Annotated in this window: 17 protein-coding genes; all 17 read right to left on the bottom strand. The window is 32.5% G+C overall.

The annotated features are described in order from the left end of the window. Position 1 precedes the first annotated feature (1 nt). Positions 2-1342 carry a DUF4910 domain-containing protein gene (locus AC3WOM_RS00490; RefSeq protein ID WP_492444261.1) on the bottom strand — a complete coding sequence of 447 codons (1341 nt, stop codon included), beginning with the start codon at positions 1340-1342 and terminating at the stop codon, positions 2-4. Continuing rightward, positions 1339-3012, bottom strand: a complete 1674-nt coding sequence (locus AC3WOM_RS00495; RefSeq protein WP_492444263.1) for an aminoglycoside phosphotransferase family protein — start codon at positions 3010-3012, stop codon at positions 1339-1341. The genes AC3WOM_RS00490 and AC3WOM_RS00495 overlap by 4 nt, the downstream gene beginning before the upstream one ends. After that, positions 3012-3722, bottom strand: coding sequence for a glycosyltransferase family protein (locus AC3WOM_RS00500; RefSeq protein ID WP_492444264.1), 711 nt, complete (start codon positions 3720-3722; stop codon positions 3012-3014). The genes AC3WOM_RS00495 and AC3WOM_RS00500 overlap by 1 nt, the downstream gene beginning before the upstream one ends. After that, complete coding sequence (locus tag AC3WOM_RS00505) at positions 3719-4114, bottom strand: HAD family hydrolase (RefSeq protein ID WP_492444266.1); 396 nt, start codon at positions 4112-4114, stop codon at positions 3719-3721. Before AC3WOM_RS00505 ends, AC3WOM_RS00500 begins: the two co-directional genes overlap by 4 nt. Position 4115: 1 nt before the next feature. Next, positions 4116-5321, bottom strand: coding sequence for a glycosyltransferase family protein (locus AC3WOM_RS00510; RefSeq protein WP_492444269.1), 1206 nt, complete (start codon positions 5319-5321; stop codon positions 4116-4118). Positions 5322-5342: 21 nt separating this feature from the next. After that, complete coding sequence (gene pseI / locus AC3WOM_RS00515) at positions 5343-6389, bottom strand: pseudaminic acid synthase (protein WP_492444271.1); 1047 nt, start codon at positions 6387-6389, stop codon at positions 5343-5345. Further along, positions 6386-7342 (bottom strand): UDP-2,4-diacetamido-2,4,6-trideoxy-beta-L-altropyranose hydrolase, encoded by a 957-nt coding sequence (pseG, locus tag AC3WOM_RS00520; protein ID WP_492444273.1) that lies wholly within the window; start codon positions 7340-7342, stop codon positions 6386-6388. The genes pseI and pseG overlap by 4 nt, the downstream gene beginning before the upstream one ends. Further along, positions 7343-8065 carry a cytidylyltransferase domain-containing protein gene (locus tag AC3WOM_RS00525; RefSeq protein ID WP_492444275.1) on the bottom strand — a complete coding sequence of 241 codons (723 nt, stop codon included), beginning with the start codon at positions 8063-8065 and terminating at the stop codon, positions 7343-7345. 39 nt (positions 8066-8104) lie between these two features. Then, positions 8105-8830, bottom strand: coding sequence for an SDR family NAD(P)-dependent oxidoreductase (locus AC3WOM_RS00530; protein WP_492444276.1), 726 nt, complete (start codon positions 8828-8830; stop codon positions 8105-8107). Next, on the bottom strand, positions 8827-10068 hold the full coding sequence (locus AC3WOM_RS00535; RefSeq protein WP_492444277.1) for an AMP-binding protein: 1242 nt from the start codon (positions 10066-10068) through the stop codon (positions 8827-8829). Before AC3WOM_RS00535 ends, AC3WOM_RS00530 begins: the two co-directional genes overlap by 4 nt. A gap of 2 nt (positions 10069-10070) precedes the next feature. Further along, the gene (locus AC3WOM_RS00540; RefSeq protein ID WP_492444278.1) at positions 10071-10295 is read right to left on the bottom strand and encodes a phosphopantetheine-binding protein; all 225 of its coding nucleotides are present in this window, start codon (positions 10293-10295) and stop codon (positions 10071-10073) included. 22 nt (positions 10296-10317) lie between these two features. After that, positions 10318-10854, bottom strand: coding sequence for a UDP-4-amino-4,6-dideoxy-N-acetyl-beta-L-altrosamine N-acetyltransferase (gene pseH / locus AC3WOM_RS00545; RefSeq protein WP_492444280.1), 537 nt, complete (start codon positions 10852-10854; stop codon positions 10318-10320). A 236-nt stretch (positions 10855-11090) separates the two neighbouring features. Then, complete coding sequence (locus tag AC3WOM_RS00550) at positions 11091-12242, bottom strand: glycosyltransferase (RefSeq protein ID WP_492444282.1); 1152 nt, start codon at positions 12240-12242, stop codon at positions 11091-11093. Positions 12243-12698: 456 nt separating this feature from the next. After that, complete coding sequence (gene glf / locus AC3WOM_RS00555) at positions 12699-13847, bottom strand: UDP-galactopyranose mutase (protein WP_492444284.1); 1149 nt, start codon at positions 13845-13847, stop codon at positions 12699-12701. Then, the gene (locus tag AC3WOM_RS00560; RefSeq protein ID WP_492444430.1) at positions 13837-15324 is read right to left on the bottom strand and encodes a glycosyltransferase family 61 protein; all 1488 of its coding nucleotides are present in this window, start codon (positions 15322-15324) and stop codon (positions 13837-13839) included. The genes glf and AC3WOM_RS00560 overlap by 11 nt, the downstream gene beginning before the upstream one ends. Before the next feature lie 24 nt (positions 15325-15348). Beyond that, positions 15349-16401 carry a glycosyltransferase family 2 protein gene (locus tag AC3WOM_RS00565; RefSeq protein ID WP_492444286.1) on the bottom strand — a complete coding sequence of 351 codons (1053 nt, stop codon included), beginning with the start codon at positions 16399-16401 and terminating at the stop codon, positions 15349-15351. Between the two features lie 626 nt (positions 16402-17027). Continuing rightward, the gene (locus AC3WOM_RS00570) at positions 17028-18146 is read right to left on the bottom strand and encodes a glycosyltransferase family 8 protein (protein WP_492444288.1); all 1119 of its coding nucleotides are present in this window, start codon (positions 18144-18146) and stop codon (positions 17028-17030) included. Positions 18147-18159 lie beyond the last annotated feature (13 nt).

Below are 18159 nucleotides of genomic sequence, written 5' to 3' on the forward strand. Positions count from 1 at the left end.
TTCACAACTCCTGTTCTTCATAAAAAGGGCCACTTAGTAACCCATGCTCCTTTAAAGCTTCAATTGAAATTTCATAGTCTTCAAGCGAATAAGGTAACGTCTTTGCTAAATCTGATAAACGATGTTTACCATCAGAATAATTAAGTAACGTTAATACTTGATTGAGCTGCTGGCGATTATCAATTTTTTTTGTGCTAGATTTACCCCACGTCCCGGGTGCATTGATATCAGGATACAAATCATATTTTCCTAATTTCGGTTCGCCAAATGGTTTTTGATTGATATAATAGCCATTTAATTCTTGTAGCTTTAATAATTTTTCAATTTCATTAACACTATCTAGCAATGCTTCAATTGTCATATTTTCTTTTGTATCTAATGAATTATGATAGCCAGGATATGCGCCATAAACCATCTTCGAAAACTGTCCTACTGGTAAATTAAAACCTGGTGAGCAATATTGTCGCTCATCTGAACCGTGTAAAGGAGTAAATGGTCGAATTGGCATCTCGTACTGTTCACGACTGTTTAAATAAGTAATTAGTTCATCCATCGGTGTATGATTTAAACGTGGTTGTTTGAATGATAGACGGCGGTTTTTTCCACCTAAGCATGTTAACACCAGACCAGAATACAATTTTTCCTTTAACTCCTGTCCATATTTCCATAAATAAGATATAGAGCCGATTGTTTCTGGTAAATAAACAAAACGGTATGTGAATTCTCGATTATTCCATTGCTTTAAACGATTATATAAATAAGTAGCTACAAGTGGACCACTTAGCTCATTATTAGCCATTGAAGGGTGACATATATAAGTACTAATCATTACCTCTTTCTCTGACTTTCCAGGTAGCACAGCTTGAGCAAAATTCAATTGACCATCAATTTTTTCGCTGTCTATATAGACATGATATTTACCTTCTGCCAAACTATTTAATTGATTATGAGTCATACAGAAGCCCCAACGCTCTTTATAATATGAAATGACATAAGGCACAGCATCCGGTAATTGGGGTATCGTATGCACATGTTTCTTTAATTCCTCCAATGATACCCATAGATTAACTGGCTCACTATAATTCACAACATGTAAATTTAAGTCTTTTATGTCAATCACTTTATCGCCCTGCTCATCTTTGATCCATGCTTCACGTATTACCCATTCTTTCGGGATTTCCCAATCAAACACTTCTGTACCTGTTGAAATCCCCTCCATCTCAAGGGGAATGTACTGTTGTAAAATACGAATGGTTTCCCTAACCCCTTCCCCTGTAATGCTACGCATAATTGGAAAAAGCTTATCAAATAATTCATTCATTTCTTTTAATTCATTACTCATAACTTAACCTCGTAAATCTCTTCTTTTTTTAAAGAAAAATAATTATAAAAAAGTTTTATAAATTGATTATATTTTAGTATCCCTGTCACTAGCATTGCTTTTTGTCGAGTAATCGAATCTTTATGAAGAGGAATCATACTTAAAAACAACATACTCTCAATAAAATCAATATACAACTTTAAATACGGTTTATATAAAAATCGTTGTTCAAATAACTGCGCAATTTCCTGATGCCTCTCATTAGAGAAAAGCTCAAAAATAATATTCTCTTCATTCATTTCAAAATAAAATTGATCACGAATTATAAAATCATAAAATCCTCTTACTGAATGGCTTAATTTCGCTAAATCATATAGAGCATCTCCATAAACAGAACTATCTTCAAAAGATCCTCTAGGATCAATAATTCGTGTAATGCCATTATGAATGTCATACAAAATATTACTGAAACATAGATCTCCATGCATAACATTAAATTGCTGAGGAAGTTCACCTTTTACATGTTGATAAAGTTGATGATAAACCTTTGGCATAGAATCTAATATTTCGTCTAATGGTATAATTTCCTTCCCGTTAATTGTACGGATGATACTTACTTTTTTTAGTTCTTCTGGCCAATCATAGTCAGTCAAACGTTCCAATGTCTTTTTCACATACATATGATACCTTGATTGATCAATGTCTTTTGCTGATTGCTTAAATTGAGAAAAGTGTGTTAATAAATTTTCAATTCGTTTAAAAATTAATTGCCAATCTTCAATATTCAAATTATTTATAACGTATCGTTCTGATAATGAGCGGTAACTATAATACTCCATTTCAATAAATAAATCTTGTTCATCAAGAGAATAATTGAATATTCTTGGAATCGCATAGTGCAAATTCTTTGGCAAGTGTATATACCACAATATTTCATTTATGAATTTAGCTTTGTAAAGACTATTTTTCTTTAATACTCTCTTATTAAAATCTATTGCTATTTCATTAAATATACGAGTTTGCCCTGTTGCCTCCACTAATCTATCCAAGTGTCCTAGATCAATCCAATTTTGACGATTGATTTCTACTAATTCCAATGGATAGTTTTGATGATATAATTTTAATGCTACAAATAAAGCGTCTGTACCTTTTGCAGTATCAAGAACCTTTTGTAATACATATTTAAAATGCAACGGATACTGAATATTGATAATGCCCACAATAGCTAATTTCTCAACTGATATAGATGTTTTATCCATAAATAGTAATTCATCACTTTTATTTTCCACAATAGTCCAGCGCCATGAATCATCAACTTTGCAAACTAATAAGCTATTTGCTAAATAAGTGTCTACATTTTGAATAATTGTATCACCAAAGTGAATTGTTAATTGATCTACTTCCTCAAAATCAATTTGTTGAAGTAAGCTATATACTGTGTGACCTAGTGATTGTGGTTGGTCAATTTCAATTAATTCTCCACTGGAACGAGATTTTTTTACATATTGCTCTATCAATTGCTTCCCTTCATGTACCCCAATTAAAATTTTGGAGTTTCGATACACTTTACATAAATACTGTAAAATTGTTTCATTTTGATAGGTTAATAGCACAGGAGGAATATGACCAAATTCTTTTCTTAAATCAGGTGCAATAAACTTAGCAGAAGGAACAATTACATAATTAGTCATTATTTCAAATTCACCTCAGTAAATTCCTTATCAAATGCTAAAACTTCTAATGGTGTACCAAGAGGAATAACATACTGAGAAGGAATTTTTACGTCTTTTATTAATTTTCCATCACTTAGCATTGTTTCGTAGATAGGGGCAATATAGGTTTCAATAGCAGGGCATTTACTATAAGTTAAATCATAGTATTTTTTATAATCATTTGATGAGGAGAAATAATATAATCCTACTGTTGCCCATTCAGATATACGTTTTTTTTCAGCAATTTCCACTACTCTATTCTGATCATCTGTTTTTGTAAAACTCCAATGGTCTCCTGTAGCAGAAAAAACAGGAATTAATCCATCTATACCATCCTCTATCTCAATAGAAGATAAACCTTTTACATAAGTATCAATATTGTAAATAACAATCGGTTCATCTTTTAATGTTAAAGCCAATAAAGCTGTTTCTGCTTGACCAGATGTCAAATTGGCTAACTTTACACATGACCAGTTCTTTATGCCTAATTGGTTACATTGTTGATTTACAAAATCTTCATCTTCTCGTAAAATAAATACAAATTCAGCTGATGTAAACCAGTTTTCTAACGACTGAAGCGACCATGTAAACAATGTTTTACCATGGCAAAGTAATTGATATTTAGGTAAATTATAACCACTTTTTTTGAAACGACTACTTGCACCTGCCATTGTTATAATTACTTTCATATTTGTGCATCCTTTTTCAACAACATCATAATTTCTTCATACGACTTGTCAACAAATTCTTTTGGTCTTATAGCACGATCATCTATATAAAAGCCTTCATGACCACACCAAGGCTTCCCAACATGAATTTCATCAAATGGAATTTCAAATTTATTTAGCCATTCAAGTAAAGGGGGCAAAGTATAGATATTTATTTTTCCAACATTCCCATCAAACGTTCGCATTTGACGGCTTGTATAGAGCGTAATATGGAAACCTAATTTTTTATACGCCCGTAACTGTGACACAAACTGTTCGTTCGGTATAGCTGTACTATAATCTCCTGCAACTTCTAACTCTGTATAAAGAGTTCCATCAATATCTACAACAAGAACTTTACCTGTTTCAATCACGTTATATTTCCTCTATTCCATAAAGGTTTTCATTGATTTCAATAAATTCAATTAAAGATTTTGCTCGTTCTTCCCATGAATGTTGTTCAATTGCTAAAGTTTGTCCATTGCTTGCAATTTTATACAAAGCATCCTCATCATGAAGGTAATTATTTAATATTTCTGGTGCCTTTTGAAGCTCTGTCCATTTATATAGCAATATATTTTTGTTATTTGTAAAATTATCTTCATAATACGTACTAACATCTGAGAAAACAGCGGCACCATTTATCATAGCTGCAAATACACGCTCATGACCACCATTAACAAAACATGTATTCGTGTTTAATACAATTTTTGCCCTATTTAATAAATCTAGTGTTTGCTCAAATGTACCTTCCTCTTTGAAAATAAAAGACTTCCATTTTGTCTTAACAGAATCCCATCCTTGTCCATATATTGTTACAGGTAATTCAGCTTTAGCTAATGTATTTAAAATTGAAAATCTTCTCATTGCATGTAAATATACATTAACATGTGGCATTATTTGATGTAATTTATTTATTTGTTTTTTCGACAAAAACATTTTACGTGTTTCTAATACATAGCTTAGCCCCTCTTCAAAGCTCATTATATCTTGGGACAATATTACTTCAACTACCTCATCTAATAAATTGGAAAGACTTTTCGAGTAAGAATTCCATGGCTTTTCGGGCAGTCCTCTAAATGAACCTGTAAATAAAATTTGAATATCTCTTTTGGCAATAAACTCTTCTTGAGTATGTTTAATCATTGGATTACTTTCATTACGGTTCCCACCTGGTAACCATAACTTTGTTGCTTTAATATGGTTTTCTGGAAAATAATTATGAACAAACTTCAAGTGTCCTTCATCTAACATTGTCACATAATGATGTTCAATTTTATTCGCTAATCTTCCTAAATGCATATGCGGATGATCGACATATGCGGCAACGAACGGTACGTTTAAAATATTATAAAGACTCTTCCCTTCAATACTTAAATCAATCCCCATACCGTTAAAAGCAAAGAAAAAGGAGATTGGTTTATTTATATAGTTATCTAAATTTTCATATGCATTTGATGCTACTAAATCAATTACAACTGAGTCATAGCCTAAATTTTTAAAAGCAGTATGTAATTGGTCAATATGTAACCTTAGCGATCCGTAGTTAGACTGTCCCTTAAGCAAAATTATTCTAGACATATAACATTTCTCCTCATCAAATTATAATAATAGCTCCCAATTAAGTGGTGTACCTTTTTTGGCATTTTTCTTAATAGCCTTACCCAACACTAAATCGTAATACTTTGTCGGTAAACCCAAACCTGGTCGAACGTTTCGGAGATTGTCAACTGTTAAAATATCTCCTTTTTTTAAGTCTTGCCCGATATATAAGGAGCGGCGGAACTTTGTGGAATTCTTCTCTGCCTCTGTTGGACCATAGTTCACCTTTCCTAAGCTTTGCCACGCTCGCTCTGTTTCTTCCACAAGCATCTTGAGCTCATCTGGCTCCATTGAAAATGCTGCATCAACACCGCCTTCTGCACGTGATGTTGTAAAATGCTTTTCAATGACAGTCGCACCAAGTGTAACTGCAGCTACCGATACACCAACTCCCATTGTATGATCAGATAAACCAATTTCTGTTCCAAATAGCTCTCTCATATGCGGAATGGTTGTTAAATTTGAATTAGCTGGCGTAGCAGGGTAAGTACTAGTACACTTTAACAGGATAATTTGGTTATTTCCTTCAGCTTGTACAACCCTAACTGCCTCATCAAGCTCTGCAGCTGTTGCCATTCCTGTTGAAATAATTAGCGGTTTTCCGGTCTGTGCTACTTTGCGAATCAATGGAATATCTACGTTTTCAAATGACGCAATTTTATAGGCAGGCACATCAAGTGTCTCTAAAAAGTCTACAGCCGTTTCATCGAATGGAGAACTAAAAGCTAGTAATCCTAACTCTTTCGCCCTATTAAAAATCTCTTGATGCCATTCCCATGGTGTATATGCCTCTTTATATAAACTGTATAAAGAGTTGCCCTTCCAAATATTCACATCATCCTGAATAAAAAATTCTCCTGTATGTACATCTAATGTAATCGTATCTGGCGTGTAAGTTTGTAACTTTAATGCATCTACCCCCGCCTCTGCGGCAAGTTCAACTAAATGTAATGCACGTTCCAATGATTGATTATGATTTCCTGACATTTCTGCAATAATAAATGGTTTCGTATGGCGACCAATTTCTGTTTGTCCTATTTTTATCATTTCATCAACTCCATTATTTCATGCAACCAAGCATTTGGTTGCTTATTTGCGGTTAATGCAAGCCCCTTAGCTCCCATTTCATTTACTATTAAACTATTTAGCAAATCTTTATAAGTATTTGTGGTTACTTGCTCATGCCAACCCAAATTGATTACAACACTTAGCTCTTCCGCGTACACTGTGGTCTCTTTTTGATTATCTGCCACAACCGTTGCACTTGAGGGAAGCCCAACATAGCATCGTTCCCACATTGTTGCCCCTCCAGTACCAATAGCAAAATCAGCTTGTTGCATAAGAGTTGCCAGATAGTCAATTTGACAATGGAAATGATAGCCACACTTGTTACAAATCGCTTTAATTTGTTCTTTTAACAGATTGCCATCGCCAACAACAATATCAACATGCTCAAATTTAAACTGTTCAAGTGCCTGTAATACTTTCATTGTTTCATTTGTTGGATCGCTTCCTCCCATAAAGATAAGTAAACGATTGACAATACTCCCACGCTTTCTTGGCTGTTGTCGCGCGCTAATAAATTCATCTCTTATAATTAAATACTGTGGTCCTAATAATTTTTTACAATGTTCAGGTACAAGCCCGTCATAGCGTGTTGCATAATTGGGGACAATATTTTGATCTAATAAGACATCACATTCATGGGAGCGAGCTAAATCATCTATTACAATAATTTTTTGTGCATACTCTCGAATAGTTTGTTCCCATTCTTTATCAAGTACATAATGATCAATAATGTAAATATCTGCATAATCCATTTGTCTTATATTGTCGAAGCCTTCTTGTGCCACAACATCTATTAAATTACCAGGTAAGGGCTCCATCCAAAATGTCACTTGACAGCCTGCTTCACGAAACTTCTTAGCAATGGTTAGACAACGCATGACATGTCCGCTACCAATCTCGGTTGATGCATCTGCTCGTATGATGACTTTCACTTATTGCACCGGTTTCTGCTCAATATGAGCATTTAATTGGACTATTTCAGGATGGTTATTTAAAAATTGTATAACATCTACACTTGATACAAGAGGATTATTGAAATGCTGTGCTACCTTATAAATAACTTCATAATCTTCTTCTGTATCTAATGTAATCCTTAAATTTGATGCATTGCGATTGGTAGATGCTTTATAGGTCACTGACTCAAATTCATCTGAAAATTCATAGGCATAGTATGTTACATGCTCACGATGCCTCACTTCCTTACCCACTTCATTAATACGCAACAGTGCCTGGTAAGCAATTAATTCTACCGCAAGACCGCGTGGCAGTTCTCCATCAACTAGCAGAATTTCCTTTTTCTCATTTGCCATCAATTCTACTACTTCACTTGCCATTTCATAATCAACAAATGGACAATCAGACGTTACACGCATGACATAATCTGGATTGTACTCCTTTGCACACTCTACAAAGCGAGATAATACGTCATTTTCTGAACCTCGAAAGTATCGAATATTATTTTCTTTGCACCAAGTGGCAATCACATCATCTTGGGACAATGTGGTTGTTGCAACAATTACTTCTTGTACTCCGTTGATTTGTAAACAGCGACTTGTAACATAAGCCAGTACATTAGAATCTCCCACAGGTTTTAGTATCTTACCTTTAAGTCGTGTTGAGCCCATTCTAGCTTGAATAATAACAATTGTTTTCAATAAAATCACATCCTAAGTTCACATAGAAATCTAATTCATTTAAATTGTTCCATTATCGACGTGTACTACCGTTCCTGTAATGGACTTAGCTTGATTTGAGAGTAAAAATAACACTGTACTGGCTACACTCGAAATATCCGTTTCCTTTTTTAAAGAGGTTCTTTGATAAATGCGTGCTTTTTGATCATCTGTCAAAGTAGAACTCATTGATGTTTCCATAAAGCCTGGGACAACACAATTAGAACGGATGCCTTTGCTCCCCCATTCTCTAGCAGTATTTTTAGAAAATGCCTCTATTGCTCCCTTGGATGCTGCGTACATGCTCAAACCTTTATATCCTGTATGAGCACTGATTGAAGAAATATGCACAATGGAACCTTGTGTTTTATGTAATAACATATCTCTGATTGCATATTTCGATAGATGCATTGCTGAGAATACGTTTACTTGGAACATTGTCTGCAATTGTTGCACGTTTAAATTAGACACTATGTCGTCATAAGCCATTGCCGAATTATTAACAAGCCCATAAATTGGCCCTATTTTACGAATTTTTTCTATATATAATTGCTTTATACCCTCAACATCTGTTAAATCATAAGAAAGTGCTTTGAAACGATTTGGATATTTTACTTGCAGTTCAACTGCTGCTTCTTCGCTTGAACGACTAATACCGATTACACCAAAATCTGTTTCAGATAGGATTTGTTGAACAATCTCTCTTCCTACCCCTCTTGAATCACCCGTCACAATAATCCATTTCATTTTCTGACCTTCTTTCCAGTTCTTGTACTAGGGAGTTTATCTACAAACTTAATAATGCGTGGGATTTTCCACTCTTGTAAGTGGATTGAAGCAAATTTTTTAATTTCTTTTTTTAACTCTTTTTCATCCATCTGTTCATTCTTAATTACGTCTGCAATAAGGAGCTCACCTGTAACGCTATTTTTCTTAGATTTTACAAGAATATCGATAATACCTGGAACTTGCATTAATATATTTTCAACTTCAGATGGATTTACCTTGTAACCTCCAACATTAATCATTTCTGATTGACGTGATTGAAATTTAAAGTGCGTTTCGTCAATCATTTCAACAAGGTCTCCTGTATGAAACCATTCTTCCTCTAGTAAACGTGACTGTCCAATCAAAGAACGATGTAGACATAATTCCTGCTTTGCTGTAATCTTTACCAATTGTCGATACTCCGGCTTAATTTCAAAAATATCGCTATTTGCCGCAAATAAACTACCTGCCTCTGTAGATGCATATATATTTATCATCTTAGCATTTGGAAAAACACTCTTCATTTTATCTTCCAATAATAAATCAAACTTTTCCCCACCAAATGTCACTCTTTTCACTAGTGAATATTCCTTACCTTGTAAATAAGGGATAACATTTCTATAAAATGTTGCCGTTGCTGAAATATGAGTAATATGATATACCTCTATTAATTCTGGTACTCTTTTCATGGATTCACTAAAAATATGAATTAATGTATTTTTGTTAAGAAACGCTTGAAAAAACACTTGCAGTCCAGCCATATGAGTAGGATTATATGCAAATGCCCAAACATCACTTTCATACCTTGAATCTATCTTTACATTTCGAGTGAGGGTATGGAGAGAATGATTCATCTTCTTAGGACGCCCTGTTGTCCCTGACGTATAAAGTGTTAATTGCCAATTGTCAATCTCATATATTTGCTTCATGATTTGATCCATATTTAGAAAGATAGGATGTTCTTTTATTTCTACCGAGGTCGCTAATGCATTAAGATTAATATCTAATCTACTTAGTTCTTTTTCCGAAAAATCACCATCTAACATTTCAATCGGATAGTCAAAAAGAAGACTATGAATAATTGCTAAGAAAACTTCATAAGGATGGTTATCCTTCACATATAAATAAGGAGACCTTGTATGCTTGTTATTCAAATCTACTAGTAATTTTTCATATGTATAAACAGTCTCCTTATATACTAAAAAAACCTTCTCCATATTTATTCACCTTCTATTTTGCCAAGGATTTCACCAATTGTTTGTACAATACCGTCTTCAAAAATATCTACATCAAATTCATTTTCAATTCGAACTGTTAATTCAGCCAACATCAAAGAATCTAATGCAAGATCCTCTCTTAAATCCATAGATGCCTCTAAAGTTTTAATAGGTTCATTGCCCTCTTCTTCTCTCATTTCATTAATTATTATTAGTAATTTGTCCATTTTTCATTCTCCATTCCGGGTTTTACTCTTCAAATTCACATACATATCTTTGAAACTTATTCAACTTTAACCAATCTTCCCTCATAAGTTCCAATAAATTCAGATCTGAATAGGCATCATCTTTTAAAATGTGATCCTTATATATACCAACCATTCGATAGCCATGCATTAAATTTAATTTAATGACATTATTATTGCCCTCCATCACTTCCGCAGTTATTTTATGCAGGTCAAATTTCGAAAATACATAATTATAGAAGTATGGAGGGATTATACCTCCGTATAATCGGTATTTTTCTTCACCGATATAAAAGCCCCAGCTTGTTCTTTTATTCACATAGTCTATATTATTTAAAGAAATCACACCTACAATTTTTTCCTTTATTTCAATAATCCAATAAAGATCAGTTTTAGAATTTGATATTTTTTCATACCACTCTCTCTGTTTATACATGTTTTTTTCTATATCCGTATTCATGAATTTAGTGACATCTTCTTGTGTTCTCCATTCTAAAACTTGTTCAAGATGTTCTTCTCTAAGTTTAATAAAGCGAATCATATAGCCCTCCACTTAAGTATCCATTGCCTATAGCAATTATAGTTACTTTATCGGTCTAATATTCAATTTTTCCATACCTAGGATATCCCTAGTATAACAAAAAACGACTTTCATTTGATTATTGAAAGTCGTCTTTTTATAGTGAAGCATTAGCTCTAAGTAAAAGTTGTTCTTATATTTACAACTTGTCCTATAATAGAGCTTTTTTTAACGATTCAGGGCATTAAATACCTAATTTACGAATATCTTAATAAATTTTTACGTAATTCTCGTTTTGTAAAGCGATAATTACCAGTTCCATCTTTTACTTCTTGTAAGTTATCTGTCGCGTCTATATAGCCAGGGAATAACCATAACGCTTTTTCTAAAAGTTGACGCGAGGCTATAATATCACCCTGTTGTGCAAAAATGACTGCACGATTATTTAATGCAGCGCCATGACCATCATTGATAGCAATTAACTTATCTAAATACGGTGCTGCTTCCATTTCCCTATTTTTCTCAATATAGTAAAGTCCCTGATAAAATAACTTACTTTGCAGAAATTCTTCGTCTATAATATCAGACAAATAATATACTCCCTCATCGAATTGTTGATACTGAAATAATAGCGTCACAAAATCGAGTAAATTCTTCTGCTCACTATAGTTTCGACTAAATATCGCTTCTTTTATTTCTTCAATAGAATATACTGCTAGGATGGCCTTACCAGCATTTGATGACTTTTTCAAATCTGATGTAATACTCATAGGGTGTCGGCGGAAATACACATACGGTTCATCTAAGTAGATAAATGTCCCTTTACGCGATAAACGCAAAATAAATTCTGCATCTTCGGAAACAAGAAAATTCGTTTTATACCCACCAATTTCAAGTGCAGCATCTCGATTTAACAACAACCCTGAAGGAGTAATAATATAATTACGTACTAGCAATGAACCGAATGTTTCACTAAATGGTAACTGATGTCCTCTATACTCACTATTTGCTAAAATATTGCCTTCTGCATCCGTTTGCACATACGCTGGGTGTACACAAACAGGTTCAGGTTTTACCCCTTTGTAGTTTTTAAGTAGCTCTACTTGGCGCCTTAATAAATCAGGATGAATTGTATCATCTGCATCCATCATTAACACCCACTCATGACACGCCTCTTGTAAACCTCGATTACGTGCCGCGGAACCCCCTTGATTATGTGACTGTTGAATCAAGCGAACAATAGAATGTTCCTTACTATATTCTTTTACAACTTCTGCTGACCGATCAGAACCACAATCATCTACAACTAAAATTTCGTCGATGGGATATGTTTGATTGATTAAACTATCTAATGTCTCTACTATGTATTTTTCAGCATTATACAATGGAATCACTACAGAAATGTTCACTTTGCTCTCCTTTATATAAAGAGAATCTATGAATGAAAATATAGATTCTCCCGTTTATTGTTCAATTCTTTTTAAATTCTTTCCTAATAAATCTACTATATAATCTAGTCTATCATGCCACAAAATGGATCTTATGGAAAGTACGTTCATCACAATTGCCATGAAAATATAACTAGATTTATAATCTAAATTTCTACTTAGTTATTTATAAATATACTCTTGTTTATCTTCATTGCACCGTCCATAGTCAAAGCTTAAAAACACAAGATACATTTTTCGTGTTTCCACATTATGTGCAATTGTCAAATCCATTTTCAGATAAGTGCCATCATCCAAAATAATACCACTAGGCTTTTCTGTGTCTATGAGGATAATACGTAGTAAATCTAGCTAATTATAATAATCATATTACTCACTTGATGGAATATGCCCTTATTTAACATAGCCTAGCATGTACTAATTGACTGTCAATTTTTTATACGCTTTCAATGCTGCTGCAACCACAGCATCCATATCGTAATACTTATATTCAGCTAAACGACCGACTAAATATATATTCTCTAACTCTTCTGCCAGCATCTTATATTTTTTATATAATTCTTGGTTTTTATCTGCAATAATTGGATAATAAGGTATATTCTCATCACGTATGTAGACTTGTGGATATTCACGTGCTAATGTCGTCTTTGGGTGTTGCTGTCCCGTTAAATGCTTGAACTCCGTAATACGCGTAAATTCATAGCTATTTGGTGAATTCAGTTGTCCTACTGTTTGTTTATATGCTACATCATATGTATCATACTCGAAACGCAATGAACGATAAGGAAGCTCCCCATATTGAAAGTCAAATAATTCATCAATCTTGCCAGTATAAATAATTTGCCCATCAAATGGCTGTCCGAATAACGAATGACCATCCTTTGAAATCGTCATTACATCTTGGTATTTTGTATTCAGCATGAGATGAATGTTCGGATGATTCATCATCTTTTTAAACATCTCTGTATAGCCATACTTTGGCAACCCTTGATATTTGTCTTGGAAATAACGATCGTCACGTGAAATATAAACAGGCACACGTCCTGTCACAGTTGAATCTAACTCTTCTGGCCCTATCCCCCACTGTTTTAACGTGTACTGCAAAAATACCTTTTCATATACGTATTCTGCTAAAAACTTTAAATCTTCATCATTTTGCTCACGTAATTTTAAAATTGGTACTTTCACATTATAACCAAGCAAATTAATTAGCTTTTGTTGCATTCGTTCTGCCAAATCTTTTGGGAACACTTCAGCAATCGTATTTAAATTAAATGGAATCGGTACCTCTTTGCCATCCACTTTCGCTAATACACGGTGTTCGTAATAATGCCACTCTGTAAAATGTGATAAATAGTCCCAAATTTCCTTTGAACGCGTATGGAAAATATGTGGGCCATACTCATGAACCAGCACGCCATGCTCATCAAAACGGTCATAGGCATTACCACCAATATGTTGGCGTTCTTCAATAACTAACACTTTTTGATTTTGCTGTGAGGCGAGGCGTTCAGCAAGAACTAGTCCTGCGTAGCCTGCGCCAATTATGATTGTGTTAAAGCTCAAAATCAGAACCTCCATTAATTATGTTTAAAAACTTATAAATTTCTTCAATGTTCACTAAAATATCTTTTACGTTTAATTTTTCTTTAATAGAATCAGAATACATATATTCTGTTCTATCGCCCAACGAACAATAATATTCCAAATTCATTTGACTACAAATCGACCAAAACATCACAGGTACATACGCAGGATTAAATATTTCCAAAACTTTTGTTCCTTCTTGACAATATACTAAATTCGATAAACCTGCTCCATGTGGAGCAATAATTACTTCCGCATTATAAAATAATGCAGCTTGTTCTTCTTGAGTGTATTTCTCCATATAACATATTTTGAATTCATATTTCTCTAATATTCCAATCAATAATTCTTCATTTACTACTTTTTTGTGAGCTACATCCCCTCTTGCTATATAGATTCTAGGAGCGTTCATTCGAATATTCTTCACTTTTTCGATGTGTATACTTTTAATAAAGTCACAAATCCATTTTGGTATATATCCTGAATCAAATGCAGGTGCGTAAGGAATAACAAGTTCATCAGCTTGAATCGCATAATTCTCACTAGAAGAAACAATTTTCTTAGTATCAATACCTATGCTTTGTAATGTATCAATTTGAAATCTAGTCATAGCGTAATTACTTAGATAATAATCAATTTCTATACCTGTCTGTTGTAACAAATGAAACCTAGGCAATTCTTCAAACATCCAATGGTAATAATTATCTTGACCCCAGATGGAAGTAACAACACCAACTCTCCCTTTTATTTTAACAAGTTCAGGTTGAGATTTTTCAAAATTATAATGCTTTATCCTTTGAGCGTCCCATATATTAGTATTTAAAGTGTTATATGTAGAATACTCATATAACATAATTCCTTCGCTATTAAAAATAGCTCCATTATAGTCATAACTGATACCATCTTTCAAAATAGAATACTCTACTAAACCTTGAGGCAATTTATGATGTGGAAACATAAAACTAGGAATTTGATTTTCAGATAATAAAAAAGGCTTTTTTAACGGAATTAAATCCTTAATTATATTTAATTGTTTTATTTCAAATTCGGCGTCGTTGTCACTTTTATAGTCTTTTAGACTTAGATATTTTTGAATATATGGAAATTCAAGTCTTTCTTTCGTATTAACATAATACAATTCGTTATCTTTAAACAATATTTTTCTACCGAAAATATAATGTTCCTTTTCTCTAAACCCTAGTTTATTTAACTGTTCTCCAATCTCTTTTTCATACATGCTAGCAATAATGATATAATCTTCATTTATTGATAATTTGTCAGGGTTAATTATGGTTTTCGCTAAAAATTTATCTTTCCATTTGGCTTTATTATTATCAACAAACTTATTAACAGTTAAATTTATTGTAGATAATACTTTATTTAACCTAGAGGCTGAAGTCCCTGTCCCAAATATTGCAATGTTTTTCCCTTGAACTAATTCTATTAGACGTTGCATCACACATTTCCCTTCACTCTAACATTAAAGTTTTGGCACAATTATTTTTGATTCTTCAAAACCTTGTGTTTTTAAAAATTCAAATATTTCTACTATTTTTGTAACTCCTATGATTATTCCATCAAAAAAATCTGGATTTTCTAAAAGATAATTAATATTATATAATGATGTACACTCAAAGTTCATAATGTCATTTGTAGTTAAACTATTAGTAAACCCTATGATAGAATAATCTTTGATTAATAAACTATATAATTCTTTTCCTAAACCACCATTGCCGAAAATTATATATCTTTTATTTTCATCTAAATTAATACATGCTTTAAATACATTTGCATAGATAAAAGTATAATTTATATCTGGTATTGGAGAAAAATCTTTTTGTTTTCTATATTCATTAAGTAATTCTAATGTCTTACTCTCATAGATATTACTTATAGATTGGTTCGAGTACCATCCATTTTCATCATGCGCTCTGTAACACCCTAATGTTTTTTCGATAGAAATCATATCTTCATGAATTAAAGAAAATACCCTTATATAATTATCCGCGCAAAGTTTATAGCTTTCTTCCGGTATTGGAAATACTTTTTTCAAAATTTCCGCATTGAAGGATATCCCGGAAGTGGGGATCAAACCCATAAAACCGTATTTTTCTAATAATTTTTTTTGCTTTACTACACCGTCTTCTAAAATAGTGTATGGAACTTTATTATTAATTAATAAATTATGTTGAACAGCACTAGATTTTCTATGATATTTTTCAATTGTTTCTAATTTATTTTCATACCAATAATCATCTGCATCTAAAAATGCAATAATATCTCCTTGTGCTAGTTTATAACCTTCATTAAAAGCAGATGCTTGTCCACCATTCTCCTTAAAAATTGCCTTAATCTTTGTTGGATATTCTGTCATGTATCTTTGAATAATGCTTTTTGAATTGTCATTTGAACCATCATCAACAATTATTAATTCAAAGTCTTGATATGTTTGATTTAATACAGATTCAATTGCCTCAGTAATGTATTGTTCATAATTATAGTTAGATATAATTATTGATATTAATCCAGTCATAATCTACTACCTCATATTCCAAAATAAAATTTATTAAAATCAAACAAAGTAAAAATTAAATCCCTTGACACAATGACAAAAAAGAATTGTCACTTCGATGCAATTTTTGCCCATTTTGACGCGCAACCTATTTTTCGGATATTCTCTAAAAGGATATTACGTAGACCGCACGAGCACTAAACTATAGTGCAATGATTGAATCACACTAATTATTCCCATTGCTAAAGCAATTAAGGATTTATTTTAACGTTTGGTCCACGATCCCTAGTTCAATTGTAGTTTTCTTGTTCCCAGATGTGGTATTATCTGAAACATCTTATTCATGTTTGATGTATATCATTTGTCAATAAGATCTACTCAATCTCATGAAAGATACATTATTTCAAAGAGTTCTTTAAGAGATAATGAACATCTCGCCATAGTTGTTTCACATCCAAATTCCGAGATGAAGATAGGTTCTGAAAAGACACTTATATCATTTATCATTTAGTACACCTTGCAAGAATCAATAAGTTATAATTAACTTTCTAGCTAATACACAGATGGTTCTAACTGACTTTTCTATATCTCTTGGAGATAACCCTCTTTAGGTCAATTTAAAAAACAGAGACTGTCTTCGATGTACCTTATAAATGTCTATAAACTAAAGGTGCAACTTTCAAAAAATTCATTTTTTCAAGTTGCACAGAGATTTCTTTTTCATATGTACTAGCTATAACTATACATATGTTAGGTATACTTTGTAATTTGAATGGGGGGATAATTTCAATTTCATCTACCTTTTGACCCCATTTATTTTCATTATTATCGGTAAAGTAACTTATTTTCAATCCATCACTTTCAATAAATTGTTTCATTTTTTTTCCACCTAAGCTTGCACCAAAAATTACAATATTCGATGTTGCCAAGGTATCTCTTTCAGAATACTTTATGTATTTAAACTGTGTATGATTTAAATAGAAAAAATATCTACTTTTAAAAGGATGATCATCTAGATAATTCCAGGGCTTTTTCCATGTAGTGTAGTGTACTATGATAGGTTTTTCCTTCGCATCTTTAATGGCAACTTGAAGTTCGAATGGCCAATCTTTACTCTCACGATCAAAAAACATCCTTGTTACATTCCATGACAAATCCAATTTTAACCAATTTCCTTTTAATACTCCATTTAATATATCTTGGTCTGGGAACCTTAATTTATCTTTATTCTCTAAGGCATAATTTAAACATTGATTCAAAAAATCTGTTTCTCTCCATTTTTTTAAATTTACTAACATAACGCCAGAATTAAAATATTCCAATCCCGAACTAATATTTTGATTTCTAGCTAATTCGTCATTAAAATCAGGAACTGCAGCAATATGGTAATTTTCCAAGTTAATTGAAAGCAATGAAGAAAGACTTCCTTCCAATATTAAATCGGAATCTAAATAAATCAGCTTCTCTACATTAATTGGGAGTAACTCTGTTAATAAAATTCTAAAAAGTGTCTGAACAGAAAGATGGGATTCTATAATAGGGATGGTGGAGAATCTATCTTCTGCAACTTCCACATAGTGAATTTCAATATTTTCATTTAATAAATTACTCAAAGCATCTTCTATAACATTTCTTTCATTAACACATATATCACTATGTAAAACAAAAATATCAATCTTTTCATTATGGTTATTTATTATTAATGAGGCACACATACTACAAAAATGTTGAATAAAATTTTTGTTAATTGATGTTACAATATTCATATTTCCACCGCTT

It is taken from the genome of Lysinibacillus sp. FW301-JW8 (assembly GCF_058788755.1).